Genomic DNA, 22,741 nt, shown 5'->3' on the forward strand with positions numbered 1-22,741 from the left:
GAGCCGCAAGCCCCCGTTCCGGGGAACTCGCGACGCAGGATCAGACCCAGGGCCGCGCGGCGCTGGCCGCCGCTTCGAACTTGTCGATCGCGGCGACCTTTTCGAAGGTCAGCGCGATGTCGTCCAGCCCTTCCAGCAGGCAGTGCTTCTTGAACGGGTCGATATCGAAACGGATCACCTCGCCCTCGGACGTGGTCACGGTCTGCGCCTCGAGGTCGATCTCGATACGCGCGTTCGCGCCCTTCTCGGCCTCGGCCATCAGGATATCGACCTGCTCCTGCGGCAGCGCGATGGGAAGGATGCCGTTCTTGAAACAGTTGTTGTAGAAGATGTCGGCATAGCTCGGCGCGATCACGCAGCGGATGCCGAAATCCTTGATCGCCCAGGGCGCATGTTCGCGCGAGGAGCCGCAGCCGAAATTCTCACCGGCGACGAGGATCTCGGCGTTGCGATAAGCCGGCTTGTTCAGCACGAAATCGGGAATCTCGTTCCCGTCGTCGTCATAGCGCATCTCGTCGAACAGGTTCACGCCAAGCCCCGAACGCTTGATCGTCTTGAGGAACTGCTTGGGGATGATCATGTCGGTATCGACGTTGATGAGCGGCAGGGGCGCGGCGACGCCGCTGAGTTTCTCGAATTTTTCCATTGTTTTCTCCATCGGGGCAGCCCGCCCCGTTATCCGCAACTCGCGCTCAGCCGCCCCGGCCGGTGCGCACGAAGAACGCCAGGGCCACCAGCCCGGCGCCGTTGAACAGCATCTCGATGCCCATCATGATCCCCAGCAGCGTGACCGAAGCCGCCGCGAAGTTGGCGCCGATATAAGCCGCCAGCAGGATCGACAGCGCGCCCGAGATCAGCATCGGCCAGAACAGCCGCGTGTCGCGCATCCGGCGGGCGACAACCAGGCGCACGACCCCGCTCGCGGCGAAAAGGACCAGCACCAGCAGCGTGAGTGAGATCATCCCCTCGAGCGGGTTGTAGAGGAACGACCCCCCGAGCAGCACCAGCAGCACGCCGAGTATCACCGAGAACGCCCGGCTCATCGCGCCGCCGCCGCTTAGCCCCGCGACGATCTGGAACCCGCCGCTGACCAGCATGAGGAAGCCCACGATCGTCGTCACGGCCAGCGTCGCCAGCGCGGCGTTGCCCAGCACGAACAGGCCGAAGACTATCGACAGCAGGCCAAGCAGCAGCCATTTCAACCAGTCCTTCACGTCAGTCTCCTTTCGAGGGAAATGCCTGGGCGCGCCCCGGCCTAGGCGTCCACCTTCATCAGGTCGCGCACATCCGTGAGCCGACCGGTCACCGCGGCGGCGGCCGCCATCGCGGGGCTCATCAGGTGGGTGCGCCCGCCCCGGCCCTGCCGGCCCTCGAAGTTGCGGTTGGACGTGGCCGCGCAACGCTCACCGGGCGAGAGCTGATCGGGGTTCATCGCGAGACACATGGAACAGCCCGCGAGCCGCCAGTCGAACCCGGCCTCCTGGAATATGTCAGCCAGCCCCTCTTCCTCGGCCTGGGCGCGCACGAGGCCCGAGCCGGGCACGATCATCGCGCGCAACCCCTCCTTGATCTTGCGTCCCTTGAGGATCGCAGCGGCGGCGCGCAGGTCCTCGATCCGCCCGTTGGTGCAGGATCCGATGAACACCGTGTCGATCTCGACCTCGTTGAGGGGCGTGCCGGGCGTGAGTCCCATGTATTCGAGCGACCGTTTCGCCGCGCCGACCTTGCCGCCCTCGAAATCCTCGGGGGCGGGCACCTTCGCGGTGATCGGCAGCACGTCCTCGGGCGAGGTGCCCCAGGTCACGACCGGCGCGATGTCCTCGCCCCGGATGGTGACGACCTTGTCCCAATGCGCGTCGGCGTCGGATTTCAGCGTCTCCCACCAGGCGAGCGCGGCCTCCCACGCCGCGCCCTTGGGCGCGTGCGGGCGGCCCTTGACGTAGTCAAAGGTCTTCTCGTCCGGCGCGATAAGGCCGGCGCGCGCGCCGCCCTCGATCGCCATGTTGCAGACGGTCATCCGGCCTTCCATCGAAAGGTCGCGGATCGCCTCGCCGCAATACTCGATCACGTAGCCGGTGCCGCCCGCCGTTCCGGTTTCGCCGATCACCGACAGCGTGATGTCCTTGGCCGTCACCCCCGGCGCCAGCTTGCCGGTGATCTCGACCTTCATGTTTTTCGACTTGGACTGGATCAGCGTCTGCGTCGCCAGCACATGCTCGACCTCGGAGGTGCCGATGCCGTGCGCCAGCGCGCCGAAGGCGCCGTGCGTGGCGGTGTGGCTGTCGCCGCACACGACCGTCATGCCCGGCAGCGTCCAGCCCTGTTCGGGGCCGACGATATGCACGATGCCCTGACGGATGTCCGAAACGGGGTAGTAATGGATGCCGAACTCGGCCGCGTTCCTGTCAAGCGCTTCAACCTGGATGCGGCTTTCCTCGTTCTCGATGCCCTTGGCCCGGTCGAGCGTGGTGGGCACGTTGTGATCGGGCACGCCGATCGTCTTGTCAGGCGCGCGCACCGTGCGCCCGGCCATGCGCAGCCCCTCGAAGGCCTGCGGGCTGGTCACCTCATGGACGAGGTGCCGGTCGATATAGAGCAGGGACGTGCCATCCTCGGCCTCATGCACGAGATGCGCATCCCAAATCTTGTCATAGAGCGTCTTGGGGGACATCGGTCCACTCCCGTTATGCAGATGGAATTCAGGTCGGACGAAACGGCGCGGCTCAGCCGCGCGCCCGGACGTCCCGGGTCGCACCGAAGAACCGCCACGGCAGGCGCGCGCGATCGTCCATGTCGATAATCCGTCTCATGCAGGATCAGATACTACGCCGGACCGTTCCCCGCAAGAGCGTGGACGCCGCGCGCCCCTTCGGCGTTCCGGGCTCGCCCGCAAGGACCGGCTTCAGTCCGGGGCGAGCATGTAGCCCTCGCCGCGCACCGTCTGGAGATAGCGCGGCTGTTTCGGGTCCGCCTCGATCTTGCGCCGCAGCCGGGTGATCTGCACGTCGACGGCGCGTTCCTGCGCCTGCCCCCGGTCTCGGCCCAATTCCTCGACCAGCCGCGCGCGGCTTACCGGCTCGCCCAGATGCTCGGTGAAGATCCGCATCAGTTGCGTCTCGGTCGCGGTCAAGCGGATGATCTCCTGCCCGTGAAGCAGTTCGGCGCGCTCCATGTCATAGCGCACCGGCCCCAGTTGCAGCATCTTGGGCAGCGCGCTGTCGGGGTCGGCCTCGGGCATGCGGCGCAGGATGGCGTTGATCCGCAGCAGCAGCTCCTTGGGCTCGAACGGCTTGGGCAGGTAATCGTCGGCGCCCGCCTCCAGCCCCTTGATGCGGTCCTCGGTCTCGCCCTTCGCGGTCAGCAGCAGGATCGGCGTCGCGAGGTCCGCGCGGATCGCGCGGGTCAGGCTCACGCCATCCTCGCCCGGCATCATCACGTCAAGCACCACGAGGTCGAACTGGAGCCCGGCCAGCAGGCGGCGCGCATGGCCCGCGTCGCGCGCGACCGACACCAGAAACCCGTGCCGCAGCAGGAACTTGCGCAACAGGCCGCGGATGCGTTCGTCATCGTCGACGATCAGGAGGTGGGGGACGGGTTCGCTCATGGCCGCGTCTCGCGCAGCGCGTGGTAGCGGCGGCGCATGTCCGGGTCCATCATCGCCTCGAGCACCTGGCGGAAGCCCGCGACCGCCTGGGGGCCGGCGGCGCGAAAGGCGGCGCGCATGCGCGCGCGCTGCGCATCGCTCAGCTCCCGCTCGAGCGCGGCGCCGCTTTCGGTCAGGTAGAGATGCCGCTCGCGCTTGTCCGAAGTTCCGATGCGGCTCTCGACCAGTCCGTCCGCCACCAGCGTGCGCAGGACGCGGTTCAGCGATTGCTTGGTCACGCCGAGGATGCTCAGCAGGTTGTTGACCGTGGTGCCGGGGCTGCGCGCGATGAAATGGACGGCGCGGTGATGCGCCCGCCCGTAGGCCATCGTCGCGAGGATGCGGTCTGGATCGGCGGTAAAGCCGCGATAGGCGAAGAACATCGCCTCGATCCCCTGCCGAAGCTGTTCGTCAGTCAGGAACAGGAGCGTTTCGCCGCCTTGGGTTTCGGACATCTTGGCTTTCCGTTCTGGTCTCGGAGTTGATTTTAAGTCAGCTTTATTGACATTCCAAGTCTTAACTGGTAGCGAATCCCAGTTTCCACGCAATTTAATGTCCGTTTCGGGCATAAATTCAGCAACAAACCGCAAATCGCGCCCCGAAGGAGATGGAACATGGCAGGCTATGACGACCGCGACGGCAAGATCTGGATGGATGGCAAGCTGATCGACTGGCGCGCGGCGAACGTGCATATCCTCTCGCATGCGCTGCATTACGCCAGTTCCGTCTTCGAGGGCGAACGCGCCTATAACGGCCGCATCTTCAAGAGCCGCGAACATTCCGAGCGGCTGCATTTCTCCGCCGGCGAGCTCGATTTCCAGATCCCCTGGACCGTGGACGAGATCGAGGCCGCCAAGCAGGAGGTTCTGACGGCGAACGGCCTGACGGACGGTTATGTCCGCGCGGTGGCGTGGCGGGGCGCAGGCGAGGACATGGGCGTCGCCTCCGCGCGCAACCCGGTTCACCTGGTGATCGCCGCGTGGGAATGGGGCGCCTATTACGGCGACGCCAAGACGCGCGGCGCCCGGCTCGACATCAGCAAGTGGAAACGCCCCAGCCCCGAGACGATCCCGGTGCACGCCAAGGCGGCGGGACTTTACATGATCTGCACCACTTCGAAACACGTGGCCGAGGCCAAGGGGTGCTCGGACGCGCTCTTCATGGATTACCGCGGCTACGTGGCCGAGGCGACCGGCGCCAACATATTCTTCGTCAAGGACGGAGAGGTGCACACCCCCCTGCCCGACTGTTTCCTGAACGGGCTGACGCGGCAGACGGTGATCGGCATGCTGAAGGATCGCCAGATCAAGGTGCACGAGCGCCACATCATGCCCGAGGAGATGGAAGGCTTTGAACAGTGCTGGCTGACCGGCACCGCCGCGGAAGTGACGCCAGTGGGCCAGATCGGCGACTACAATTTCGAGGTCGGCGCGCTCACCCGAGAGATCGCGGAAGGTTACGAGAAGCTGGTGCGAAGCTGAGCGCGCACCTTTGCCGATACGGGCGCGGACGTTCGCGCCGCGCCCGTTTCCCCATCACCCCGGCGACATCCCCCTGAGCCGCTCGGAGCGGCGGCGCAGCAGTTCCACCGTGGTCAGGAGCGCGATCGAGATGCCCACGAGGATCGTCGCCACCGCGAGGATCGTCGGGCTGATCTGTTCGCGCAAGCCCGTGAACATCTGCCACGGCAGCGTCTTCTGCCCGGCGGAGCCGACGAAGAGCACGACCACCACCTCATCGAAACTGGTGATGAAGGCGAACAGCCCGCCCGAGATCACGCCCGGCAGGATCAGCGGCATCTGCACGCGGAAGAAGGTCGTGACCGGGTTCGCCCCCATGTTCGCCGCCGCGCGCGTCAGCGAGCGGTCGAAACCGACCAGCGTGGCGGTGACCGTGATGATGACAAACGGAATCCCCAGCACCGCGTGGGCGAGGACCACGCCCCAGTAGGTGCCCTGCAGACCCAGCCGCGAGTAGAAGAAATACATCCCCGCCGCCGAGATGATGAGCGGCACGATCATCGGCGAGATCAGGATCGCCATGATCGCCCGGCGGAACGGGACGTGCGGTTGGCTGAGGCCGATTGCGGCGAGCGTGCCGAAGCTCACCGACAAGATCGTCGCCACCGGCGCGATGCGCACCGAGTTCCACAGCGCCTGCTGCCAGTCCGGGTTGTTGAAGAAATCGCGGTAATGCTTGAACGAATACCCTTCGGGATCGAAGCGCAGCATTTCCGGCGTGAAGGTAAAGAAATTCTCGGCGTTGAACGACAGCGGCATGACCACCACGATGGGTGCGATCAGAAAGAAGAAGATCACCCCGCAGATCACGCGGAACGTGTAATACCAGAGCACCTGCCCCGAGGTGAGATAGGGCACCAGTTTCGCCCGGTAGCGATTGAACCCGACCCAGTAGGCGAACCAGCCGAAGAACCATCCCGCCAGCCCCCCGACGACGAGGCCCGGCACGCCGCCCAGCAGCATACCCGCGACGGCGAATAACGCGATCGAGCCCCAGCGCCCCGCCTTCTCCTGCCCGGTTCCCAGGACATCGACCAGCACGAAGGCCAGGACCGCGAGGATGACCGCCCCGCCCAGAAGCCCCATGAGGGTCGATCCGTTGGCGGCGCCGACGAAGACCCCGAAGAACGCGCCGGCGGCGGCCACCACGGGCACATAGAACCCTGCCGGCTTCCTGCCCGTTTCGGTGATGACGATATCGCTTGCAACCATGAGTCCTATCCCAGCTTCACGTTGTCGATGCCCACGATCTTGTCATAGGCCCAGTAGAGGATCAGCACGACCGCCAGCAGGATCGTGCCCAGCGCCGCCGCGAGACCCCAGTTGAGCGAGGACGAGATGTGATAGGCGATCCGGTTCGAGATGAACGTGCCGGTGGTGCCGCCGACGATCTCGGGGGTGATATAGTAGCCGATCGACAGGATGAAGACGAGGATCGACCCCGCCCCGATGCCCGGCACCGATTGCGGGAAATAGACCCGCCAGAACGCCGTCCAGTTGGTCGCGCCAAGGCTTTTCGCCGCGCGCAGGTAGGAGGGCGGGATGGTCTGCATCACCGAATACATCGGCAGGATCATGAACGGCAGCAGGATATGCGTCATCGCGACGATGGTGCCGAACTGGTTGTTGATCATGATCAATCGGGCGGAATCGTCCACGAGGCCCAGCCAGACCAACACGTCGTTTATCACGCCCTGCTGTTGCAGCATCACCTTCCAGGCGCTGGTCCGCACCAGCAGCGATGTCCAGAACGGCAAGAGCACGAGGATCATCAGCAGGTTCGCCGTGCGCATCGGCAGATTGGCGAGAATCCAGGCCACCGGGTAGCCCAGCAGGATACAGCTTCCGGTGATGACCAGGCTCATGAACAGCGTGCGCTTGAGCAGAAGCCAGTAGATGCGTTCCTTCTCATCGCGGAACTGCGGGCCGTCGGGCGTCTTTTCCATGTCGACGGCGTTGAGGAAATAGCCGCTGGTATAGCTGGGGCTGTAGATCTGGATGGTCTGCCAGTTATCCGTGTCGCCCCAATCCTCGTCGATGTCGAGGAAAGCCTGCCGGAAATCGAGCGGCGGCATGTCCGCCATCACCGGCTGCGCCGCCCGCAACTCCGCCGCGCCCGGGCCAGAGTAATCTTCCAGCGCGGAGATCGAGTCGGGGTCCCGGAGGTCTTCGCTGAGCGCGATCTTGACCGCCTCCCAGGGCTCTTCCTCGGCGACGACATCGCCGTCATCGATGGCGGTAAAGATCGCGAAGGCGGTGTAGGCGCGCGTGGCGCGCGGGAGCAGCGCGGAGATTGCGGCGGCGGGCGCGAAACCGATATCGCCGGAATAGCTGTGGCCGCTGAGCTCCGCCATCCGCTCGCGCTGCGCGTCAAGCAGCGCGGCATCCTTCTCCCCGCCCTCCGGGCCGCTCATCAGCGCGAACCAGAACGCCGCGTCCTCCCAGGTCTCGTTCAAATCCTCGAGCGCGTCGATCCGGTCCTCGCCGATATCATCAAGCTTGCGCCCCGATGAACGGAACAGCGACGAAATGCCGGTTTCCTCGTAGTTGAGCCGGGTGCCGAGCTTGGTGTGCTCCTTGGCCTCGGCGGCAAGGAACATATCGTAATAGAGCGCCTCGAACACGGTCTCGTCGGGAACCGGATCCTGGCTCGCGTCCCAGTTCCCAAGCGCTGCGGTGGTGCGCGGCAGCGTGGTCGATACGATCTGGTTCTCGACCGAGCGGAACAGCATGTCCGCGATCGGCGCTATGAAGGTCAGCAGCACGAACAGCAGCAGCGGCGCGATCAGCAGCAGGGCGCGCATCTTCTGCATCCGCAGCGCCCGGTTCAGGCTGCGCTTGAGCGGGGTGCCATCGGCGGCAAGCACCTTTTCGGGTCTGGCCGCCTGGTCGGCGGCACGGAGCGCGTTATCCGGTGTCGGGCCCTCGATCTTGTCGGGGTCTGTCGCAGCGTCGCTCATGTTCAGGTGCCCTCGACCAGGATGATTGTGCTTGTCGCGGTGCGCCGCCTAATGTCGGCCACCTTCTGATATTCGGGGTCGTTATAGGCGGCGCGCGCCGCCTCATAGCTGGGGAATTCGATCACGACATGGCGCTCGTTCGTGCTTCCTTCGGCGACCTCGGCCTGCCCGCCGCGCACGACAAAGCGGCCCCCCAGCCCCTCGAGGATCGGCGTGTCCTTTTCGACGTATTCGCGATACGCCTCCGGATCGTTCACCGTGATATGGCCGATGAGATAGCCCTTGGGCATGTCGCTCCCTCCCCGTTTCGGGTGGCGCGGCCCGCCTTGGACGGGCCGCCCCCTGCCATCTGTGTGACCGCGCACGGGGCGCGGTCACCGCCCGTCTTACTTGGCGAGCCACGCCTGGAACTTGGCGTCGATGTCATCGCGGTAATCGGCCCAGAACTCGTAGTTGTAGAGGAACGTGTTCTTGGCGTTCGCCGGATCGGTCGGCATGTGCGGTCCCATCTCGATGCCGAGATCGGCATGCTTGCCCACCAACGGGGCCGAAGAGTGCCGCGCCGGACCGTAGCTGATGTATTTCGCCTGATCCGCCAGACGCTGGGTGTCCGTCGCGAACATGATGAAGTCAAGCGCGCGCGCCAGGCGATCCTCGGGCAGACCGCTCGGGATGATCCAGCCGTCAAGGTCGAACACCTGCGCGTCCCACATCATCGCGACGGGCTGTTTCTGCTCTTCGATCACGCTGAACAGACGTCCATTGTAGGTCGAGCCCATGAAGACCTCGCCATCGGCCAGAAGCTGCGGCGTGTCCGCGCCTGCCGACCACCAGATCACATCGTCCTTGATCGTGTCGAGCTTGGCGAGCGCCCGCTCCTGGCCCTCTTCGGTGCCGAGGACGTCATAGACCTCGTCCTTGGCGACGCCATCGCAGAGAAGCGCCCATTCCATGTTGTTGATCGGGCGCTTTTCGAGGCTGCGCTTGCCCGGGTAGGTCTCGGTATCGAACACGTCGCAGATATCGTCCGGCGCGCCTGCGCCCTCGGGGACCATGTCGGTGCGATAGCCAAAGGTCGTCGAGTAGACGATCTGCGGGATGAAGCAGTCACTGACCAGCAAGTCGCCGAAGTCGTCCTCGGCGGAAGAACCGTCATCGCCCTCGGCGAGCATCTCGTCGGGGTCGATCTCCATCGCGAGACCTTCGTCGCAGAGGCGGATCGCGTCGGATGCGACCACGTCGACGACGTCCCACGTGATGTTGCCCGCCTCGTTCATGGCGCGCAGCTTGGCCACCGCCTCGTTCGAGCTCTCGTCCCAGACGATCTCGACCTCGGGGTGCATCTCCTTGTAGGGGTCGGCATAGGCCTTGGTCTGGCTGGCCTGGTAGGCGCCGCCCCAGGACACCAGCGTCAGCGAATCCGCCATTTCGGCATGCGCCATGCCGGCGGCGACCGTGAGGGCCGTCGTGGTCATCAATGTCTTGGTAAGTTTCATTACATTCTCCCTAGTTATACCCGTTAATTGCGGCGGTGGGTCCAGCCACGGGCAAGACGCGCGGACCCTCGCATTCATCGGGTCCCGAAGGACCGCGACATTCGTATTCCGTCATGCGTCAAGCGCGCGGCAGTCTTCGGGCAGCCAGCCGATCTCGATCTGCTCGCCCGGCTGCATGCGTCGCTGGTCGGGCGCATTCCGGGTCTTGACGATGAAATCGTCGTTATCGCCCACCCGCAGCCGCGTGCGAAAGATGTCGCCCATGTAGATGAACTCGAGCACCTCGGCCTTGATCGTATGCGCGCCCGGTTGCAGACGGTTCTTGTCTACCTCCACCCGCTCGGGGCGGATCGACACGCGGGTGCGCGCCCCGACGTCGCTGACGTTGATCGGCTTGGCGTCGATGACGGCGCCGCCGTCCAGCTCGACCAGCGCGACGCTGTCCTTGATCTCCTTGATCGTGCCCAGCATCGTGTTGTTCTCGCCGATGAACTGGGCTACGAAACTGTTTTCGGGCTCTTCATAAAGCGCGTCGGGCGGCGCGATCTGCTGAATGCGGCCATCGTCGAACACCGCCACGCGATCGGACATGGTGAGCGCCTCGGTCTGGTCATGCGTGACATAGACCGTGGTGATCCCGAGGTTATGCGCAAGATCGGTGATCTCGAACTGCATCTTCTCGCGCAGTTGCTTGTCCAGCGCGCCGAGCGGTTCGTCCATCAGCACAAGCTCGGGCTCGAACACCAGCGCACGCGCCAGCGCGACCCGCTGCTGCTGCCCGCCGGACAGCTGCGCGGGACGGCGGCCGCCGAAATCGCCCATCTCGACCATCTCGAGCGCGCGCTTGACCTTCTTCTCGCGGTCCGCCTTGCCGATCTTGCGCACCTCGAGCGGGAAGCTCAGGTTTTCCGCGATCGTCATGTGCGGAAACAGCGCATAGTTCTGGAACACCATGCCAATGCCGCGCTTGTGGGGGGGGATGTTGTTGATCGACGTCCCGCCCAGGCGGATATCGCCATGCGTGGCCGTCTCGAACCCGGCGAGCATCATCAGGCAGGTCGTCTTGCCGGATCCCGAGGGGCCGAGCATCGTCAGGAATTCGCCGCGGGGAACAGACAGGTTCAGGTCTTTGACGACCAATGTTTCCCCGTCATAGCTTTTTTGCACACGTTCAAATTCGACGAACGCGTCATCCGTCTGTTTTTCAGCCAAAGGTGGCTCCCTGTCTTTTTTTGCTCGCAGTTATTCTGCGTGAGGGGGTTATAAGAACCGCTTAATGAAACCGATGCAAGCGTCCAGCGACATTTTTCGCAATATTTGCGACATTCAGGCGCGACTCGCCCGCATCGGTTTCGTATGAGACCCTCCGGTCAGCCGAGGATCTTGCCGACTGCGTCGGCCGTTTTCGCGACCACCTCGTCGGCCTCTTCGCGGGTGAGGCAGAAAGGCGGCGCGAACCCGAGAATGTCGCCCTGCGGCATCGCCCGCCCGATCACGCCCGAATCCGCCAGCGCCCCGGCTACCTGCGCGCCGATCTTTTCCGAAGCGTCGAACAGGATCCGCCCGTCGCGGTCGCGCACGAATTCGACGGCGCAGAGCATGCCTTCGCCCCGGATGTCCCCGACATGCGGGTGGTCACCCAACGCGTCCCGCATCGCCTTGTTGAGATAGGCGCCGGTCTCGCGGTTGTTCTCGATCAGGTTCAGTTCGTCCAGCAACTTGAGATTGGCCACCCCCGCCGCCGCGCCGATGGGATGCGCGGAGTAGGTCCAGCCGTGCCCGATCACTCCGTTCTCGTCCGTGCCGTCCTCGAGCACCTTCCACATGCGCTCCGACACGATGCTGCCGGACAGCGGCGCGTAGGCCGAGGTCAACCCCTTGGCGATGGTCATGATGTCCGGCTTCATGCCGTAGTAGTCCGAGCCCATCATGCTGCCCAGCCGGCCGAAACCCGTCACCACCTCGTCCGCGATCAAGAGGATGTCGTGCTTGTCCAGCACCTTCTGGATCTCGGTCCAGTAGCCGGCGGGCGGCGGCACGATTCCCCCGGTGCCGAGCACCGGCTCGCCGATGAAGGCGGCGATGGTGTCCGCGCCCTCGCGCGCGATCAGCTCCTCGAGGCTGGCCACGCATTGCGCGACGAACTGCTCCTCGCTCTGGTCCAGATCGTCGCGGCGGAAATAATAGGGCGCGTCCGTGTGCAACACCTGGGCCAGCGGCAGGTCGAACTTCTTGTGAAACAGCTCCAACCCGGTCAGCGACCCGGTCACCAGCCCCGAGCCGTGATAGCCGCGCCAGCGCGAGATGATCTTCTTCTTCTCCGGGCGGCCCAGGATGTTGTTGTAATACCAGACCAGCTTGACGTTGGTTTCGTTCGCGTCCGAACCGCCCAGCCCGAAATAGACCTTCGACATATGGGCCGGAGAGCGGTCGAGGATCATCTTGGACAGCGTGATGCTCGCCTCGGTCCCGTGGCCCACATAGGCGTGGTAATAGGCCAGTTCATGCGCCTGTTTCGCGATCGCCTCGGCGATCTCGGTGCGGCCATAGCCGACGTTCACGCAGTAAAGCCCGGCGAACGCGTCGAGATGCTTCTTGCCGTTGCGGTCCTCGATATGGCAGCCCTGCGCGCCGGTGATGATGCGGCTCTGCTGCTCGCCCCGCGCGAATTGCGCGAGATGCGTGGAGGGATGAAAGAAGTTCTCGCGATCCCATTCGGCGAGTTGATCGTTGCGCAGCATTGCGGTGGCTCCTGTGATGAGAGGGATGGATTTGCGCGGACCATGCCGCAGGACATGCAGCGTATGTATCTTAATTCCGCGCCGCTTCCAGAAGAATCTTCTGTCACCGTTCCCCGAGCAGCGCGGCGAAGGGCGGCGCGGCGCTGTGTTTCACTGTCTTGGTCACCACATAGGTGAAATACCGCGCCAGCCCGATCCGCGCCTCGAGCATCGCGTCGATCAGCGCCTGGTAGCTGTCGATGTCGCGGGTGACGACGTGCAGCAGGTAATCGAACCCGCCGCCCAGCGCCCAACAGCCCGTCACTTCGTCGTGGCGCGCCATCGCCGCCTCGAAGCCGCGAAAGGCGGCTGCGGTGTGATCGGCAAGCTCGACGGTGACGAAGACCTCGACATGCGCCCCCAGCTTGCGCAGCGCGATGCGCGCATGCACCCCTTCGATCACGCCCGCGTCGCGCAAACGGCGCACCCGTTCCCAGCACGGGCTGGCGCTCAGCCCGACCGCATCGGCCAGCGCGGCATTGGTCATCCGCCCGTCCCGGGCGAGCGCGGCAAGGATGGCGATATCGCGGGCGTCGAGCAGCATCCGCGCACTGTCGGGCAGCGCGCACGCGCCGTCAACAGCCCGCGCGCGGTCGCAAACGCACTAGGCAAGCGGCGCGCGGCGGGGCAAGGATGGCGTAACCAAGAAACGCCGGGACCGCCACGCCATGAAAGACCTGCCCTTTTCGCAATCCGAGTTCGACCGCCGGATCAAACGCACCCGCGCCGCGATGGAGGCGCGCGGGATCGAGTTGATGTTCATCACCGATCCGAGCAACCAGCACTGGCTGACCGCCTATGACGGCTGGTCCTTCTACGTCCACCAGGGGGTGCTCTTGTCTCTTGACGGCCCGCCTCTCTGGTGGGGGCGCTACATGGACATGCTGGGCGGGCGGCGCACCTGCTGGATGGAAGACGCGCAGATCCTCGGTTACGGCGACCACTACGTGCAAAGCACCGAACATCACCCGATGCAGGACCTGGCGGCGCATATCCGCGACATGGGGCTGGGGGCCGCACGGATCGGCGTCGAGATGGAGAATTACTATTACTCCGCCAAGGCGCACGCGGTGCTCATCGACGAACTGCCCGACGCGGACATCGTCGACGCGACCGCGCTGGTCAACTGGCAGCGATTGGTGAAATCGGACGAGGAAATCGCCTTTCTGCGTCGCGCCGCGCGGATCTCCGACAAGGTAGTCCAGACGGCCATCGACCGCGCCGAACCCGGTGTGCGCAAGAACGATCTGGTGGCCGATATCCTGCACGCGGGCATCACGGGGGTGGACGAGGATTGGGGCGACTACCCCGCGATCCTGCCGCTGACGCCTTCGGGCGAGGACGCGACCGCCGCGCACCTCACCTGGAACGGCAGGCTGATGCAGACCGGCGAGGCGACGTTCTTCGAACTCTCGGGCGTCTTTCGCCGCTATCACGCGCCGCTCTGCCGGACGGTGTTCCTCGGAACACCGCCCGACGACATGAAGCGCGCGGAGGCGGCGCAGATCGAGGGGATCGAGGCCGGATTGGAGGCCGCGCGCGCCGGCAACCGCACCTGCGACATCGCCAACGCCTTCATGGAGGTGCTGGGGCGCTACGGGATCGAACGGTCGGGCCGGATGGGCTATTCCATCGGCGTCAGCTACCCGCCCGACTGGGGCGAACGCACCGCATCGATCCGCAGCGAGGACGAAACCGTGCTCAAGCCGGGAATGGCGTTCCACTTCATGCCCGCGCTCTGGATGGAGTCCTGGGGACTGGAGACGACCGAGACGATCCTCATCAGGCCGGACGGGCCGGCCGAACCGCTCTGCACCGCGCCGCGCAAGCTCTTCGTGAAAGACTGACGCCGCAATCGCCAAGGCTTTTCCCTGAAAAGCCTTGGCGATTCTCTTCAAAGAGAATTGGCGCTATTCGATCGCCGCGTCATAGGCTTCGGGCGGCAGCAGCCCGCGCTTGCGCTCGAGCACGAGGCGGCGGTCCTCCCAGCCATAGCGCGTGTCGTCGCGCACCGGCATCCAGGTCAGCACCCCGCCCTTGCGCCACGGATCGAGCACGATCCCGTCGGTGAAATCGTCGCCCCTGGCCGATATGATCGCCGTGCTGTGCTCGAGCCGCCAGTTCTGCGAATTGGCGATGGCGCGGTGCAGGTCCAGCGTCTGGAACCGCTCCTGCTTCAGCCGCTTCTCCATGTCATGCGCCCAGTGCCAGCACAGGCCGCGCGGCTTGGTCCCCATGTTGACCTTGGTGTTGTGGATCAGCGGGCCGTCAGTGATCTGGTACTGCTTGGCCAGCGTGAAGGTGTGGCCATAGGCGATGCGCGCGGCGCGCTGCGCCTCTTCGGGGTCGACCTCGGGACCGAGCCCGCGGATCTCGGCCGCCAGCGCCGCGATCTCGCCCGGCGTCCCGGGTCCGAGGCCCGGCTTGACGCCGTTTTCCGTCGGGGCCGGGGCGCAGGCCGCCATCAGGGTGAGGATGAGCAAGGCCGAAAGGGTGCGAAGAAATGTCATGAAGCCTGTCCTGCACGGGTTTCATGCCGCATACCGCCCGCGCGGCGGCGTTGTCGAGCGGCCCGCGCTCACGCCCGCGTGAGTGTGGCAGGTTTCACGCAAGCCGCAGCCCCGTCAGGCGGATTTCATCAGACCGTCGGCCTTGAGCTTGGCATGCGTGAGATCAAGCGCGGTCCACGCACGTTCGACCAGCGTGTCGATCTCCGCGTCGGTGATGACCAGCGGCGGCGAGATGATCATCCGGTCGCCCACATGGCGCATCACCAGCCCGTTCTGGAAACAGTTCTCGCGGCAGATCAGCCCGACATCGCCGGCGTTCCCGGCGAATTTCGCGCGCGCCGAAGCGTCGGGCGTCAGCGCGATGGTCCCCATCATGCCGATGGTCCGCGCCTCGCCCACGAGCGGGTGATCGGCCAGCCCGGCCCACTTTTCGCCGAGGTAGGGCGCCGCATGCTCTGCCACGCGGTCAACGATGTTTTCTTCCTCGAGGATGCGCAGGTTTTCCAGCGCGACGGCGGCAGTCACCGGGTGGCCGGAATAGGTATAGCCGTGATTGAACTCGCAGGCGTCGATCACCGCGGCCACCTCCTCGCAGACGACGGAGGCGCCGATCGGCGCATAGCCCGAGCTCAGTCCCTTGGCCAGCGTCATGATATGCGGGCGGATACCGTAGGTCTGGCTGCCGAACCACTTGCCCGTGCGCCCGAAGCCGCAGATCACCTCGTCCGCGATCAGCAGGATCCCGTATTCGTCGCAGATGCGCTGGATTTCGGGCCAGTAGCTGTCGGGCGGGATGACCACGCCGCCGGCGCCCTGCACCGGCTCGCCGATGAAGGCGGCGACGCGGTCGGGCCCGAGTTCCTGGATCGCCTTCTCCAATTGCCGCGCGCGTTCAAGCCCGAACTCCTCGCGGCTCATCTCGCCGCCCTCGTCCCACCAGTGCGGCTGGTCGATGTGATGCACGTCCGGGATCGGCAGCCCGCCCTGTTCATGCATCGGGGTCATCCCGCCCAGGCTGGCGCTGCCCATGCTCGAGCCGTGATAGGCGTTCTTGCGCGAGATGATGATGTTCTTCTCGGGCTGACCCTTCTGCGCCCAATAGGTGCGCACCAGCCGGATGTTGGTATCGTTCGCTTCGGACCCCGACCCGGCAAAGAACACGTGGTTGAGATCGCCCGGCGCCAGCTCCGCCAGCTTCGCCGCCAGCGCGATGCCGGGGACGTGGCTCGTCTGGAAGAACGTGTTGTAATAAGGCAGCTCGCGCATTTGCCGCGCGGCGACCTCGGCGATTTCGTCCCGGCCATAGCCGATATTGACGCACCAGAGCCCGGCCATCGCGTCGAGATATTCGTTGCCGTCGCTGTCGGTCAGCGTGACGCCCCTTGCGCGGGTGATGACGCGCGCGCCCTTTTCGGCCAGTTCATCGTTATGCGTGAACGGGTGCATGTGATGCGCGGCGTCGAGCGCCTGCAACTCGGCTGTCGGCGGATGATTGGCGATGAGCGTCATGGAAATGCCTTTCAACGGGGTCAGGGGGCGCATGGCGGTGTACGGTCGATGCGCGCGAACAATATGATCAAATTATGCGGCGGTCAATCGAATCACTCCACTTCTCCGGCGTCCGCCAGCGACGCGCGCAATTGCTGCATTCCTTGCAGGACGTCGCCCGAAATCGCCGCCGCCGCCGCGTCGGCGTCACCGCGTCCGATCGCGTCCACCGCGGCCTTGTGCATGTCGGGCAGATTCTGCGTGCCGACCCGCCCGCAGACCACGCGCATCGCCGGCCCGAAGCGGAGCCATAGCCCGTCCGCCATCTCGGACAGGATCGCTGAGTCGGCCATGTCGTAGATTCGCCGGTGAAACCGGTGGTTCAATTCGAGGTAGCCGCGCAGATCGCCGGCCAGGATCGCATCGTCGAGCGCGCTGTCGATACCCGTCAGCGCAGTGATGTCCGCCGCCGTGGCGCGGACCGTGGCGCGACGCGTCAGATGCGGCTCAAACCATTTTCGCGCCTGTATAATCTCTTCTATGTGCTCGATCTTCAGCCGCGGCACGCTAACCCGCCGGTTGCCGCGAGTCTCAAGCGCGCCGCGGGAGATCAGCCGCCGGATCGCCTCGCGCACCGGGGTCATGCCCGCGCCGAGTTGCGAAGTCAGCCCCTGGATGGTCACCGCCTGCCCCGGCGCGAGATCGCCGTAAAGCACCATGTCGCGCAGACGTCGATAGATCAGTTCATGCGCCGGAAGGCGGCTCTGCGCCATGGGCGTCGGTGTCATCTGGCCGGTAGGGTGCTGCATTTTACTCTTTCCGATCGGTCGGTTGTCTGCGGTCTTGCGAGTTTATCGACCGCATGAAACCATTACCATATTGCGCTCAGCGAAAAACTTGATCAAATTCGCGGGCAAGGCAGCAATACTGCCGATCAACGGGAGAAAAACATGAAATCCACTATCCTGACCACCACCGCAGCACTGGCGCTGATCGCCACAGCCGCGGCAGCCGAAGAGGTGCGCGTCTATAACTGGTCCGACTACATAGACGAATCACTGCTCGAGAAGTTCGAGAATGAAACGGGTATCGAACTGACCTATGACGTGTTCGACAGCAACGAGGTGCTGGAAACGAAAATGCTGGCCGGCGGCTCGGGCTACGACGTCGTGGTGCCCACCGGCACCTTCCTGCAACGCCAGATTTCGGCTGGCGCGTTCCAGAAGCTCGACATGTCGAAGCTGCCCAACGAAGAGAACATGTGGGAGCTGATCAAGAAGCGGACCGCGCAATACGATCCCGGCAACGAATACTCGATCAACTACATGTGGGGCACCACCGGGCTCGGCATCAACGTGGACAAGGTCCGCGAGGCGCTGGGCGAGGACGCGCCGGTCAACTCGCTCGACCTGATCTTCAAGCCCGAGAACATGGAGAAGCTCGCCGATTGCGGCGTGCATGTGCTCGACGCGCCCGCCGAGACGATTCCGATGGCGCTGAAGTTCCTCGGCGAGGATCCCGACAGCCATGATCCCGACGTGATCGCCAAGGTCGAAGACGTCTACGCCGCCGTGCGTCCCTACATCCAGAAGTTCCACAACAGCGAATACATCAACGCGCTGGCCAACGGCGACATCTGCGTCGCGGTCGGCTGGTCGGGCGACGTTCTCCAGGCGCGCGACCGCGCCGTAGAGGCCGGCAACGGCGTCGAAATCGCCTATTACGCGCCCAAGGAAGGCGCGCAGATGTGGTTCGACCAGATGGCGATCCCGGTCGACGCGCCAAACCCGGACGCCGCGCACAAGTTCCTGAACTTCATCATGGACCCCGAGAACGCCGCGGCCGCGTCGAATTACGTCTATTACGCCAACGGCAACAAGGCGAGCCAGGAGTATCTGAACGAGGACGTGATCAACGATCCGGCGATCTACCCGGACGAGGAGACGCTGAACAATCTCTTCACCACCACACCCTACGAGCCGAAGGTTCAGCGCGTCGTGACCCGGCTCTGGACCAAGATCAAGTCGGGCACCTGACGACCCGATGAAACCATACCCGCGCAGCAAACGCTGCGCGGGTTTTTTGATCGCAGGAGGGGGACCAGCGTGGGTCAGACAACATTCGAGCCGTGGAACGACCCAGAGGTCGAGCCGCTCATTCAATTCAGGAACGTGACCAAGAATTTCGGCGATTTCACCGCCATCGACGATCAGTCCTTCGACATCTACGCCAAGGAATTCTTCGCCCTGCTGGGGCCCTCGGGCTGCGGCAAGACGACGATGATGCGCATGCTTGCCGGGTTCGAGAGCCCGAGCTCGGGCACCATCCTGCTGGGCGGGCAGGACATCGCGCCGATCCCGCCGAACAAGCGGGCGGTGAACATGATGTTCCAGTCCTACGCGCTTTTCCCGCATCTGTCCGTCTGGGACAATATCGCCTTTGGCCTGAAGCGCGACCGCAAACCGGCGGATGAGATCGCCGAACGGGTCGGACAGATGTTGAAGCTGACCCGGCTGGAGAAGTTCGCGAAGCGCAAGCCGCACCAGATCTCGGGTGGCCAGCGCCAGCGCGTCGCGCTTGCCCGCAGTCTCGCCAAGGCGCCCAAGCTGTTGCTGCTCGACGAACCGCTCGGCGCGCTCGACGCCAAGCTGCGCCAGGACACCCAGTTCGAGCTGATGGACATCCAGGAAAAGACCGGCACGACCTTCGTGATCGTCACCCACGACCAGGAAGAGGCGATGACCGTGGCCAGCCGCGTGGCGGTGATGGATCACGGCCGGATCATCCAGGCCGACACGCCCGCGAATATCTACGAGATGCCCAATTCCGTCTATGTCGCGGATTTCATCGGCGAGGTGACGATCATCGAGGGCCGCGCGACCCGCACCCGCAACGGCGACGCCTATGAGGTCGCCTTCGCCGAGGGCCAGCCGCCCCTGCGCGCGCAATCCGACCGCTCCTTCGGCATCGGTCAGGCGTGTCACCTTGCGATTCGCCCCGAGAAGGTGAGGATCACCGCCGAGAAGCCCGAGGACGCCGCCAACGCGGTGCAGGGCGCGATCCTCGACATCGCTTATCTGGGAAACCTGTCGACCTATATCGTCGAACTTCCCAGCGGGCATCTCATCAAGGCGCAGACCGCCAACACCCAACGCCTGTCACGGCGCAGCTTCACATGGGAGGACACCGTCTGGCTCAGCTGGACCGAAACGGCCGGCGTCCTGCTGGAGGGCTGAGCCATGCGTCGTTTCGCCCTCATCGCCGTTCCCTATCTCTGGCTGCTGGCGCTGTTCCTTGTGCCGTTCCTCATCGTGCTCAAGATCAGCCTGAGCGACATCGCGATGGCGATCCCGCCCTATACGCCCACGCTCGACCTGTCGGCCGGCTGGGAGGGGATCAAGAGCTTCTTCGCCGCCCTCGATCTCGAGAATTTCGAATTCCTGACCACCGACGACCTCTACTGGAAGGCCTATCTGTCCTCGCTTCAGATCGCCTTTATCGCGACCATCGCAACGCTGATCGTCGGCTATCCGATCGCCTACGGCATGGCCAACGCGCCCGATCACTGGCGCCCCACCCTCATGATGCTGGTGATCCTGCCGTTCTGGACCAGCTTCCTGATCCGGGTCTACGCTTGGGTCGGCATCCTCAGCAGCGAAGGTTATCTCAACCAGATCCTGCTCTGGTCCGGGGTGATCAATGAGCCGCTGACAATCCTCAACACCAATGTCGCGGTCTATATCGGCATCGTCTACACCTACCTGCCCTTCATGATCCTGCCGATCTATTCCGCGCTCGAGCGGATGGACGAATCGCTTCTCGAGGCCGCCGAGGACCTCGGGTGCAGCCGCATCAGCGCCTTCTGGCTGGTGACGATCCCGCTGTCGAAGAACGGCATTATCGCCGGGTGTTTCCTGGTCTTCATCCCCACCATCGGCGAATTCGTCATCCCGTCGCTTCTGGGCGGCTCTAAGACGCTGATGATCGGCAAGGTGCTCTGGGAGGAATTCTTCAACAACCGCGACTGGCCGGTGGCGAGCGCGGTGGCGGTGATCCTGCTGCTGATCCTGATCATTCCGATCATCCTGTTCCAGCGCAACGAGCAGAAACAGCGGGAGGCCGAAGGATGAGCAGCCTGAAAAATTCGCGAATTTTTTCTATCCTGAGAATTTTCGCGAGAATACCTGGCGACGGAGGGGTGTGACATGAGACGCATGACCTGGTTCAACGCCACTTCCCTCACGCTCGGCTTTGCGTTCCTTTACCTGCCGATGCTGATCCTCATCATCTACAGCTTCAACGATTCCAAGCTGGTGACGGTCTGGGCCGGGTTCTCGACCCGGTGGTACGGCGAATTGTTCCGCAACGAGGCCTTCCTCGACGCCGCATGGGTGACGCTTCGGGTCGCGGTGATCTCGTCCACCATCGCCACGGCGCTTGGTACGATGGCCGCGCTCGTGCTGGTGCGCGCGGGGCGCTTTGCCGGGAGGACGCTGTTTTCCGGCATGATCTACGCGCCGCTGGTGATGCCCGAGGTGATCACCGGGTTGTCGCTCCTGCTGCTCTTCATCGGGATCGGGCTGGATCGGGGGATCTTCACGATCATCCTCGCGCATACCACCTTTTCGATGTGCTACGTGTCTGTTGTGGTGTCCTCGCGGCTGGTGAGTTTCGACCGCTCGCTCGAGGAGGCCGCGCTCGACCTCGGCTGCTCGCCCGCGCAGGCGTTCCGCCTCGTCACGTTGCCGATCATCGCGCCGGCGGTGATCTCGGGCTGGCTGCTGGCCTTCACGCTCTCGCTCGACGATCTGGTGATCGCGTCCTTCACCGCCGGGCCGTCCTCGACCACGCTGCCGATCAAGATCTGGTCGTCGATCCGCCTTGGTCTCAGTCCCGAGATCAACGCGCTCTCGACGCTGCTCATCTCATTCGTGGCGGTCGGGGTGATCGCCGCGTCGCTGACCAGCAAGCGCGCCAGCCTCAGGCGGCAGGCGGAAGAACGGGCCGCCGTGGCCGCATGAAACGCGTCTATCCCGCCCACGCCTATTCCGAGGCGCCGCGCGAGAACTGCTACTGGCCCACCACCCACGACGCGCCGCCCAGCCCACCGGCGCGCGGCACGCTGACGGCGGACGTGGCGGTGATCGGCGGCGGGTTCACCGGCCTCAGCGCCGCGCTGCACCTCGCCCAGGCGGGGGCGGACGTGATCGTGCTCGAGGCGCAGGATATCGGCTGGGGCGCGTCGGGGCGCAACGGCGGGTTCTGCTGCCTCGGCGGATCGGCGGCGTCCGACGCGATGCTCACCCGCAGCTTTGGTGAGAACGCGCGGCGCGCTTTCCGCATGTGCGAACGCGCCGCGGTGGAACTGGCCGAGGGGCTGATCGATGCGCACGGGATGGAAGTCGACCGCCATTCCGACGGCGAAACGGTGATGGCCCATAGCAAGGCGGCGGCACAGGGGTTCGAGAAGCAGATCGAGGACATCGAACGCGACTACGGCGTCACCCCGACAATCCATACGCAGCAGGACCTGCGTGACCTTGGCATGAACGGCCCGTTCTTCGGGGCGATGACCAAGCCCATCGGTTTCGCGCTCAACCCGCTGAAATACGTCCAGGGCCTCGCGACCGCCGTGCGCGCCGCCGGGGTGCGCGTCTTCGGGCAGAGCCCGGTGCAGCGCATCGACCACGGCAGCGGCTTTACCCTGCTGACCGCGCAGGCGCGGATCAACGCCCGCCGCATGATCGTGGCGACCAACGGCTATTCCTCTGACGATCTGCCCGACTGGATGGCGGCGCGCTACCTGCCGACGCAATCCAACGTGATCGTCACCCGCGAGATGACCGAGGACGAGATCGCGGCGCAGGGCTGGTCCACGCACCAGGCCTGTTACGACGACCGCTTCTTCCTGCACTACTTCCGCCTGATGCCAAATCGCCGGATGCTCTTCGGGATGCGGGGCGGGCTGTTCTCGGGCGACTGGGCGGACCGGCGGATGCAGGGCAACATCCGCGGCCATTTCGAGCGCATGTTCCCCGCCTGGAAAGACGTCGAAACACCGCATGGCTGGCACGGGCTGCTCAGCATCTCGCGCGACCTCACGCCCTATGTCGGCCCCATCGACACCATGCCGGGCGCGTTCACCGGCCTCTCCTATCACGGCAACGGCGTCGCGATGGCCAGCTACGCGGGCGCGCTTCTTGCCGATCTGGCGATGGACCGCACGCCCGTCCGCCCCTACCCCGAGATCATGCAGCGCCCGCCGAGGAAATGGCCGCTGGGGCGACTGCGCCGGGCATGGTTCTGGCCGATTTACGGCGCGGCCTGGCTCACCGGGCAGTAGC

The 22,741-nt window shown here is 64.8% G+C and carries 22 protein-coding genes; 7 read left to right on the forward strand and 15 right to left on the reverse strand.

Annotation, left to right across the window (positions count from 1 at the left end; genetic code table 11):
* Positions 1 to 40: 40 nt before the first annotated feature.
* The 5 genes from leuD to D6850_RS15615 form a co-directional block, all read right to left on the reverse strand.
* Positions 41 to 646 carry a 3-isopropylmalate dehydratase small subunit gene (gene leuD, locus D6850_RS15595; RefSeq protein WP_121168539.1) on the reverse strand — a complete coding sequence of 202 codons (606 nt, stop codon included), beginning with the start codon at positions 644 to 646 and terminating at the stop codon, positions 41 to 43.
* Positions 647 to 692: 46 nt separating this feature from the next.
* On the reverse strand, positions 693 to 1,214 hold the full coding sequence (locus D6850_RS15600) for an HdeD family acid-resistance protein (protein ID WP_121168540.1): 522 nt from the start codon (positions 1,212 to 1,214) through the stop codon (positions 693 to 695).
* Positions 1,215 to 1,255: 41 nt separating this feature from the next.
* Positions 1,256 to 2,671 carry a 3-isopropylmalate dehydratase large subunit gene (leuC, locus tag D6850_RS15605; protein WP_121168541.1) on the reverse strand — a complete coding sequence of 472 codons (1,416 nt, stop codon included), beginning with the start codon at positions 2,669 to 2,671 and terminating at the stop codon, positions 1,256 to 1,258.
* A gap of 231 nt (positions 2,672 to 2,902) precedes the next feature.
* The gene (locus tag D6850_RS15610; protein ID WP_121168542.1) at positions 2,903 to 3,604 is read right to left on the reverse strand and encodes a response regulator; all 702 of its coding nucleotides are present in this window, start codon (positions 3,602 to 3,604) and stop codon (positions 2,903 to 2,905) included.
* Positions 3,601 to 4,098, reverse strand: a complete 498-nt coding sequence (locus D6850_RS15615) for a MarR family winged helix-turn-helix transcriptional regulator (RefSeq protein ID WP_121168543.1) — start codon at positions 4,096 to 4,098, stop codon at positions 3,601 to 3,603. Before D6850_RS15615 ends, D6850_RS15610 begins: the two co-directional genes overlap by 4 nt.
* 159 nt (positions 4,099 to 4,257) lie before the next feature.
* Here D6850_RS15615 and D6850_RS15620 point away from each other — a divergent pair, with 159 nt between their 5' ends.
* A complete protein-coding gene (locus D6850_RS15620; protein ID WP_121168544.1) occupies positions 4,258 to 5,124 on the forward strand; it encodes a branched-chain amino acid aminotransferase in 867 nt (288 codons plus the stop codon).
* A gap of 54 nt (positions 5,125 to 5,178) precedes the next feature.
* On the opposite strand, the gene D6850_RS15625 is transcribed toward D6850_RS15620, so the two are convergent.
* The 7 genes from D6850_RS15625 to D6850_RS15655 form a co-directional block, all read right to left on the reverse strand.
* Complete coding sequence (locus D6850_RS15625) at positions 5,179 to 6,375, reverse strand: ABC transporter permease (RefSeq protein ID WP_121168545.1); 1,197 nt, start codon at positions 6,373 to 6,375, stop codon at positions 5,179 to 5,181.
* A gap of 5 nt (positions 6,376 to 6,380) precedes the next feature.
* Positions 6,381 to 8,123, reverse strand: coding sequence for an ABC transporter permease (locus tag D6850_RS15630; RefSeq protein WP_121168546.1), 1,743 nt, complete (start codon positions 8,121 to 8,123; stop codon positions 6,381 to 6,383).
* 2 nt (positions 8,124 to 8,125) lie between these two features.
* Complete coding sequence (locus D6850_RS15635; RefSeq protein WP_121168547.1) at positions 8,126 to 8,413, reverse strand: DUF1330 domain-containing protein; 288 nt, start codon at positions 8,411 to 8,413, stop codon at positions 8,126 to 8,128.
* A gap of 96 nt (positions 8,414 to 8,509) precedes the next feature.
* Entirely contained in the window at positions 8,510 to 9,619 is a 1,110-nt protein-coding gene (locus D6850_RS15640; protein ID WP_121168548.1) for an extracellular solute-binding protein, read from the reverse strand.
* Between the two features lie 111 nt (positions 9,620 to 9,730).
* Entirely contained in the window at positions 9,731 to 10,831 is a 1,101-nt protein-coding gene (locus tag D6850_RS15645) for an ABC transporter ATP-binding protein (protein WP_121168549.1), read from the reverse strand.
* A 158-nt stretch (positions 10,832 to 10,989) separates the two neighbouring features.
* A complete protein-coding gene (locus D6850_RS15650) occupies positions 10,990 to 12,360 on the reverse strand; it encodes an aspartate aminotransferase family protein (protein ID WP_121168550.1) in 1,371 nt (456 codons plus the stop codon).
* A gap of 103 nt (positions 12,361 to 12,463) precedes the next feature.
* Positions 12,464 to 12,943: an Lrp/AsnC family transcriptional regulator gene (locus D6850_RS15655; RefSeq protein WP_121168551.1), complete on the reverse strand. Its 480-nt coding sequence runs from the start codon at positions 12,941 to 12,943 to the stop codon at positions 12,464 to 12,466.
* A gap of 124 nt (positions 12,944 to 13,067) precedes the next feature.
* Here D6850_RS15655 and D6850_RS15660 point away from each other — a divergent pair, with 124 nt between their 5' ends.
* A complete protein-coding gene (locus D6850_RS15660; RefSeq protein WP_121168552.1) occupies positions 13,068 to 14,246 on the forward strand; it encodes a M24 family metallopeptidase in 1,179 nt (392 codons plus the stop codon).
* Between the two features lie 63 nt (positions 14,247 to 14,309).
* On the opposite strand, the gene D6850_RS15665 is transcribed toward D6850_RS15660, so the two are convergent.
* The 3 genes from D6850_RS15665 to D6850_RS15675 form a co-directional block, all read right to left on the reverse strand.
* Positions 14,310 to 14,909, reverse strand: a complete 600-nt coding sequence (locus D6850_RS15665) for a hypothetical protein (RefSeq protein WP_121168553.1) — start codon at positions 14,907 to 14,909, stop codon at positions 14,310 to 14,312.
* A 114-nt stretch (positions 14,910 to 15,023) separates the two neighbouring features.
* On the reverse strand, positions 15,024 to 16,418 hold the full coding sequence (locus tag D6850_RS15670; RefSeq protein WP_121168554.1) for an aspartate aminotransferase family protein: 1,395 nt from the start codon (positions 16,416 to 16,418) through the stop codon (positions 15,024 to 15,026).
* 92 nt (positions 16,419 to 16,510) lie between these two features.
* Positions 16,511 to 17,185, reverse strand: coding sequence for a GntR family transcriptional regulator (locus D6850_RS15675; RefSeq protein WP_245964212.1), 675 nt, complete (start codon positions 17,183 to 17,185; stop codon positions 16,511 to 16,513).
* Between the two features lie 162 nt (positions 17,186 to 17,347).
* Between D6850_RS15675 and D6850_RS15680 the strand changes: the two genes are divergently transcribed.
* The 5 genes from D6850_RS15680 (at position 17,348) to D6850_RS15700 (ending at position 22,740) form a co-directional block, all read left to right on the forward strand.
* Complete coding sequence (locus D6850_RS15680) at positions 17,348 to 18,433, forward strand: polyamine ABC transporter substrate-binding protein (RefSeq protein ID WP_121168556.1); 1,086 nt, start codon at positions 17,348 to 17,350, stop codon at positions 18,431 to 18,433.
* Positions 18,434 to 18,502: 69 nt separating this feature from the next.
* Positions 18,503 to 19,633 carry an ABC transporter ATP-binding protein gene (locus tag D6850_RS15685; protein WP_121168557.1) on the forward strand — a complete coding sequence of 377 codons (1,131 nt, stop codon included), beginning with the start codon at positions 18,503 to 18,505 and terminating at the stop codon, positions 19,631 to 19,633.
* 3 nt (positions 19,634 to 19,636) lie between these two features.
* Positions 19,637 to 20,527 carry an ABC transporter permease subunit gene (locus tag D6850_RS15690; RefSeq protein ID WP_121168558.1) on the forward strand — a complete coding sequence of 297 codons (891 nt, stop codon included), beginning with the start codon at positions 19,637 to 19,639 and terminating at the stop codon, positions 20,525 to 20,527.
* Positions 20,528 to 20,602: 75 nt separating this feature from the next.
* Positions 20,603 to 21,418 carry an ABC transporter permease gene (locus D6850_RS15695; protein WP_121168559.1) on the forward strand — a complete coding sequence of 272 codons (816 nt, stop codon included), beginning with the start codon at positions 20,603 to 20,605 and terminating at the stop codon, positions 21,416 to 21,418.
* The gene (locus D6850_RS15700; protein ID WP_121168560.1) at positions 21,415 to 22,740 is read left to right on the forward strand and encodes an NAD(P)/FAD-dependent oxidoreductase; all 1,326 of its coding nucleotides are present in this window, start codon (positions 21,415 to 21,417) and stop codon (positions 22,738 to 22,740) included. The genes D6850_RS15695 and D6850_RS15700 overlap by 4 nt, the downstream gene beginning before the upstream one ends.
* Position 22,741: the final 1 nt, after the last annotated feature.

This window comes from Roseovarius spongiae, from assembly GCF_003651245.1.
Taxonomy (GTDB): domain Bacteria; phylum Pseudomonadota; class Alphaproteobacteria; order Rhodobacterales; family Rhodobacteraceae; genus Roseovarius; species Roseovarius spongiae.

Bases quoted from the DNA above. Each gene is read 5' to 3' on its own strand.
- leuD (WP_121168539.1), bottom strand. From the start codon at position 646: ATGGAAAAATTCGAGAAACTCAGCGGCGTCGCCGCGCCCCTGCCGCTC.
- leuC (WP_121168541.1), bottom strand. From the start codon at position 2,671: ATGTCCCCCAAGACGCTCTATGACAAGATTTGGGATGCGCATCTCGTG.
- D6850_RS15610 (WP_121168542.1), bottom strand. From the start codon at position 3,604: ATGAGCGAACCCGTCCCCCACCTCCTGATCGTCGACGATGACGAACGC.
- D6850_RS15615 (WP_121168543.1), bottom strand. From the start codon at position 4,098: ATGTCCGAAACCCAAGGCGGCGAAACGCTCCTGTTCCTGACTGACGAA.
- D6850_RS15620 (WP_121168544.1), top strand. From the start codon at position 4,258: ATGGCAGGCTATGACGACCGCGACGGCAAGATCTGGATGGATGGCAAG.
- D6850_RS15625 (WP_121168545.1), bottom strand. From the start codon at position 6,375: ATGGTTGCAAGCGATATCGTCATCACCGAAACGGGCAGGAAGCCGGCA.
- D6850_RS15630 (WP_121168546.1), bottom strand. From the start codon at position 8,123: ATGAGCGACGCTGCGACAGACCCCGACAAGATCGAGGGCCCGACACCG.
- D6850_RS15635 (WP_121168547.1), bottom strand. From the start codon at position 8,413: ATGCCCAAGGGCTATCTCATCGGCCATATCACGGTGAACGATCCGGAG.
- D6850_RS15640 (WP_121168548.1), bottom strand. From the start codon at position 9,619: ATGAAACTTACCAAGACATTGATGACCACGACGGCCCTCACGGTCGCC.
- D6850_RS15650 (WP_121168550.1), bottom strand. From the start codon at position 12,360: ATGCTGCGCAACGATCAACTCGCCGAATGGGATCGCGAGAACTTCTTT.
- D6850_RS15655 (WP_121168551.1), bottom strand. From the start codon at position 12,943: ATGCTGCTCGACGCCCGCGATATCGCCATCCTTGCCGCGCTCGCCCGG.
- D6850_RS15660 (WP_121168552.1), top strand. From the start codon at position 13,068: ATGAAAGACCTGCCCTTTTCGCAATCCGAGTTCGACCGCCGGATCAAA.
- D6850_RS15665 (WP_121168553.1), bottom strand. From the start codon at position 14,909: ATGACATTTCTTCGCACCCTTTCGGCCTTGCTCATCCTCACCCTGATG.
- D6850_RS15670 (WP_121168554.1), bottom strand. From the start codon at position 16,418: ATGACGCTCATCGCCAATCATCCGCCGACAGCCGAGTTGCAGGCGCTC.
- D6850_RS15675 (WP_245964212.1), bottom strand. From the start codon at position 17,185: ATGACACCGACGCCCATGGCGCAGAGCCGCCTTCCGGCGCATGAACTG.
- D6850_RS15680 (WP_121168556.1), top strand. From the start codon at position 17,348: ATGAAATCCACTATCCTGACCACCACCGCAGCACTGGCGCTGATCGCC.
- D6850_RS15690 (WP_121168558.1), top strand. From the start codon at position 19,637: ATGCGTCGTTTCGCCCTCATCGCCGTTCCCTATCTCTGGCTGCTGGCG.
- D6850_RS15695 (WP_121168559.1), top strand. From the start codon at position 20,603: ATGAGACGCATGACCTGGTTCAACGCCACTTCCCTCACGCTCGGCTTT.
- D6850_RS15700 (WP_121168560.1), top strand. From the start codon at position 21,415: ATGAAACGCGTCTATCCCGCCCACGCCTATTCCGAGGCGCCGCGCGAG.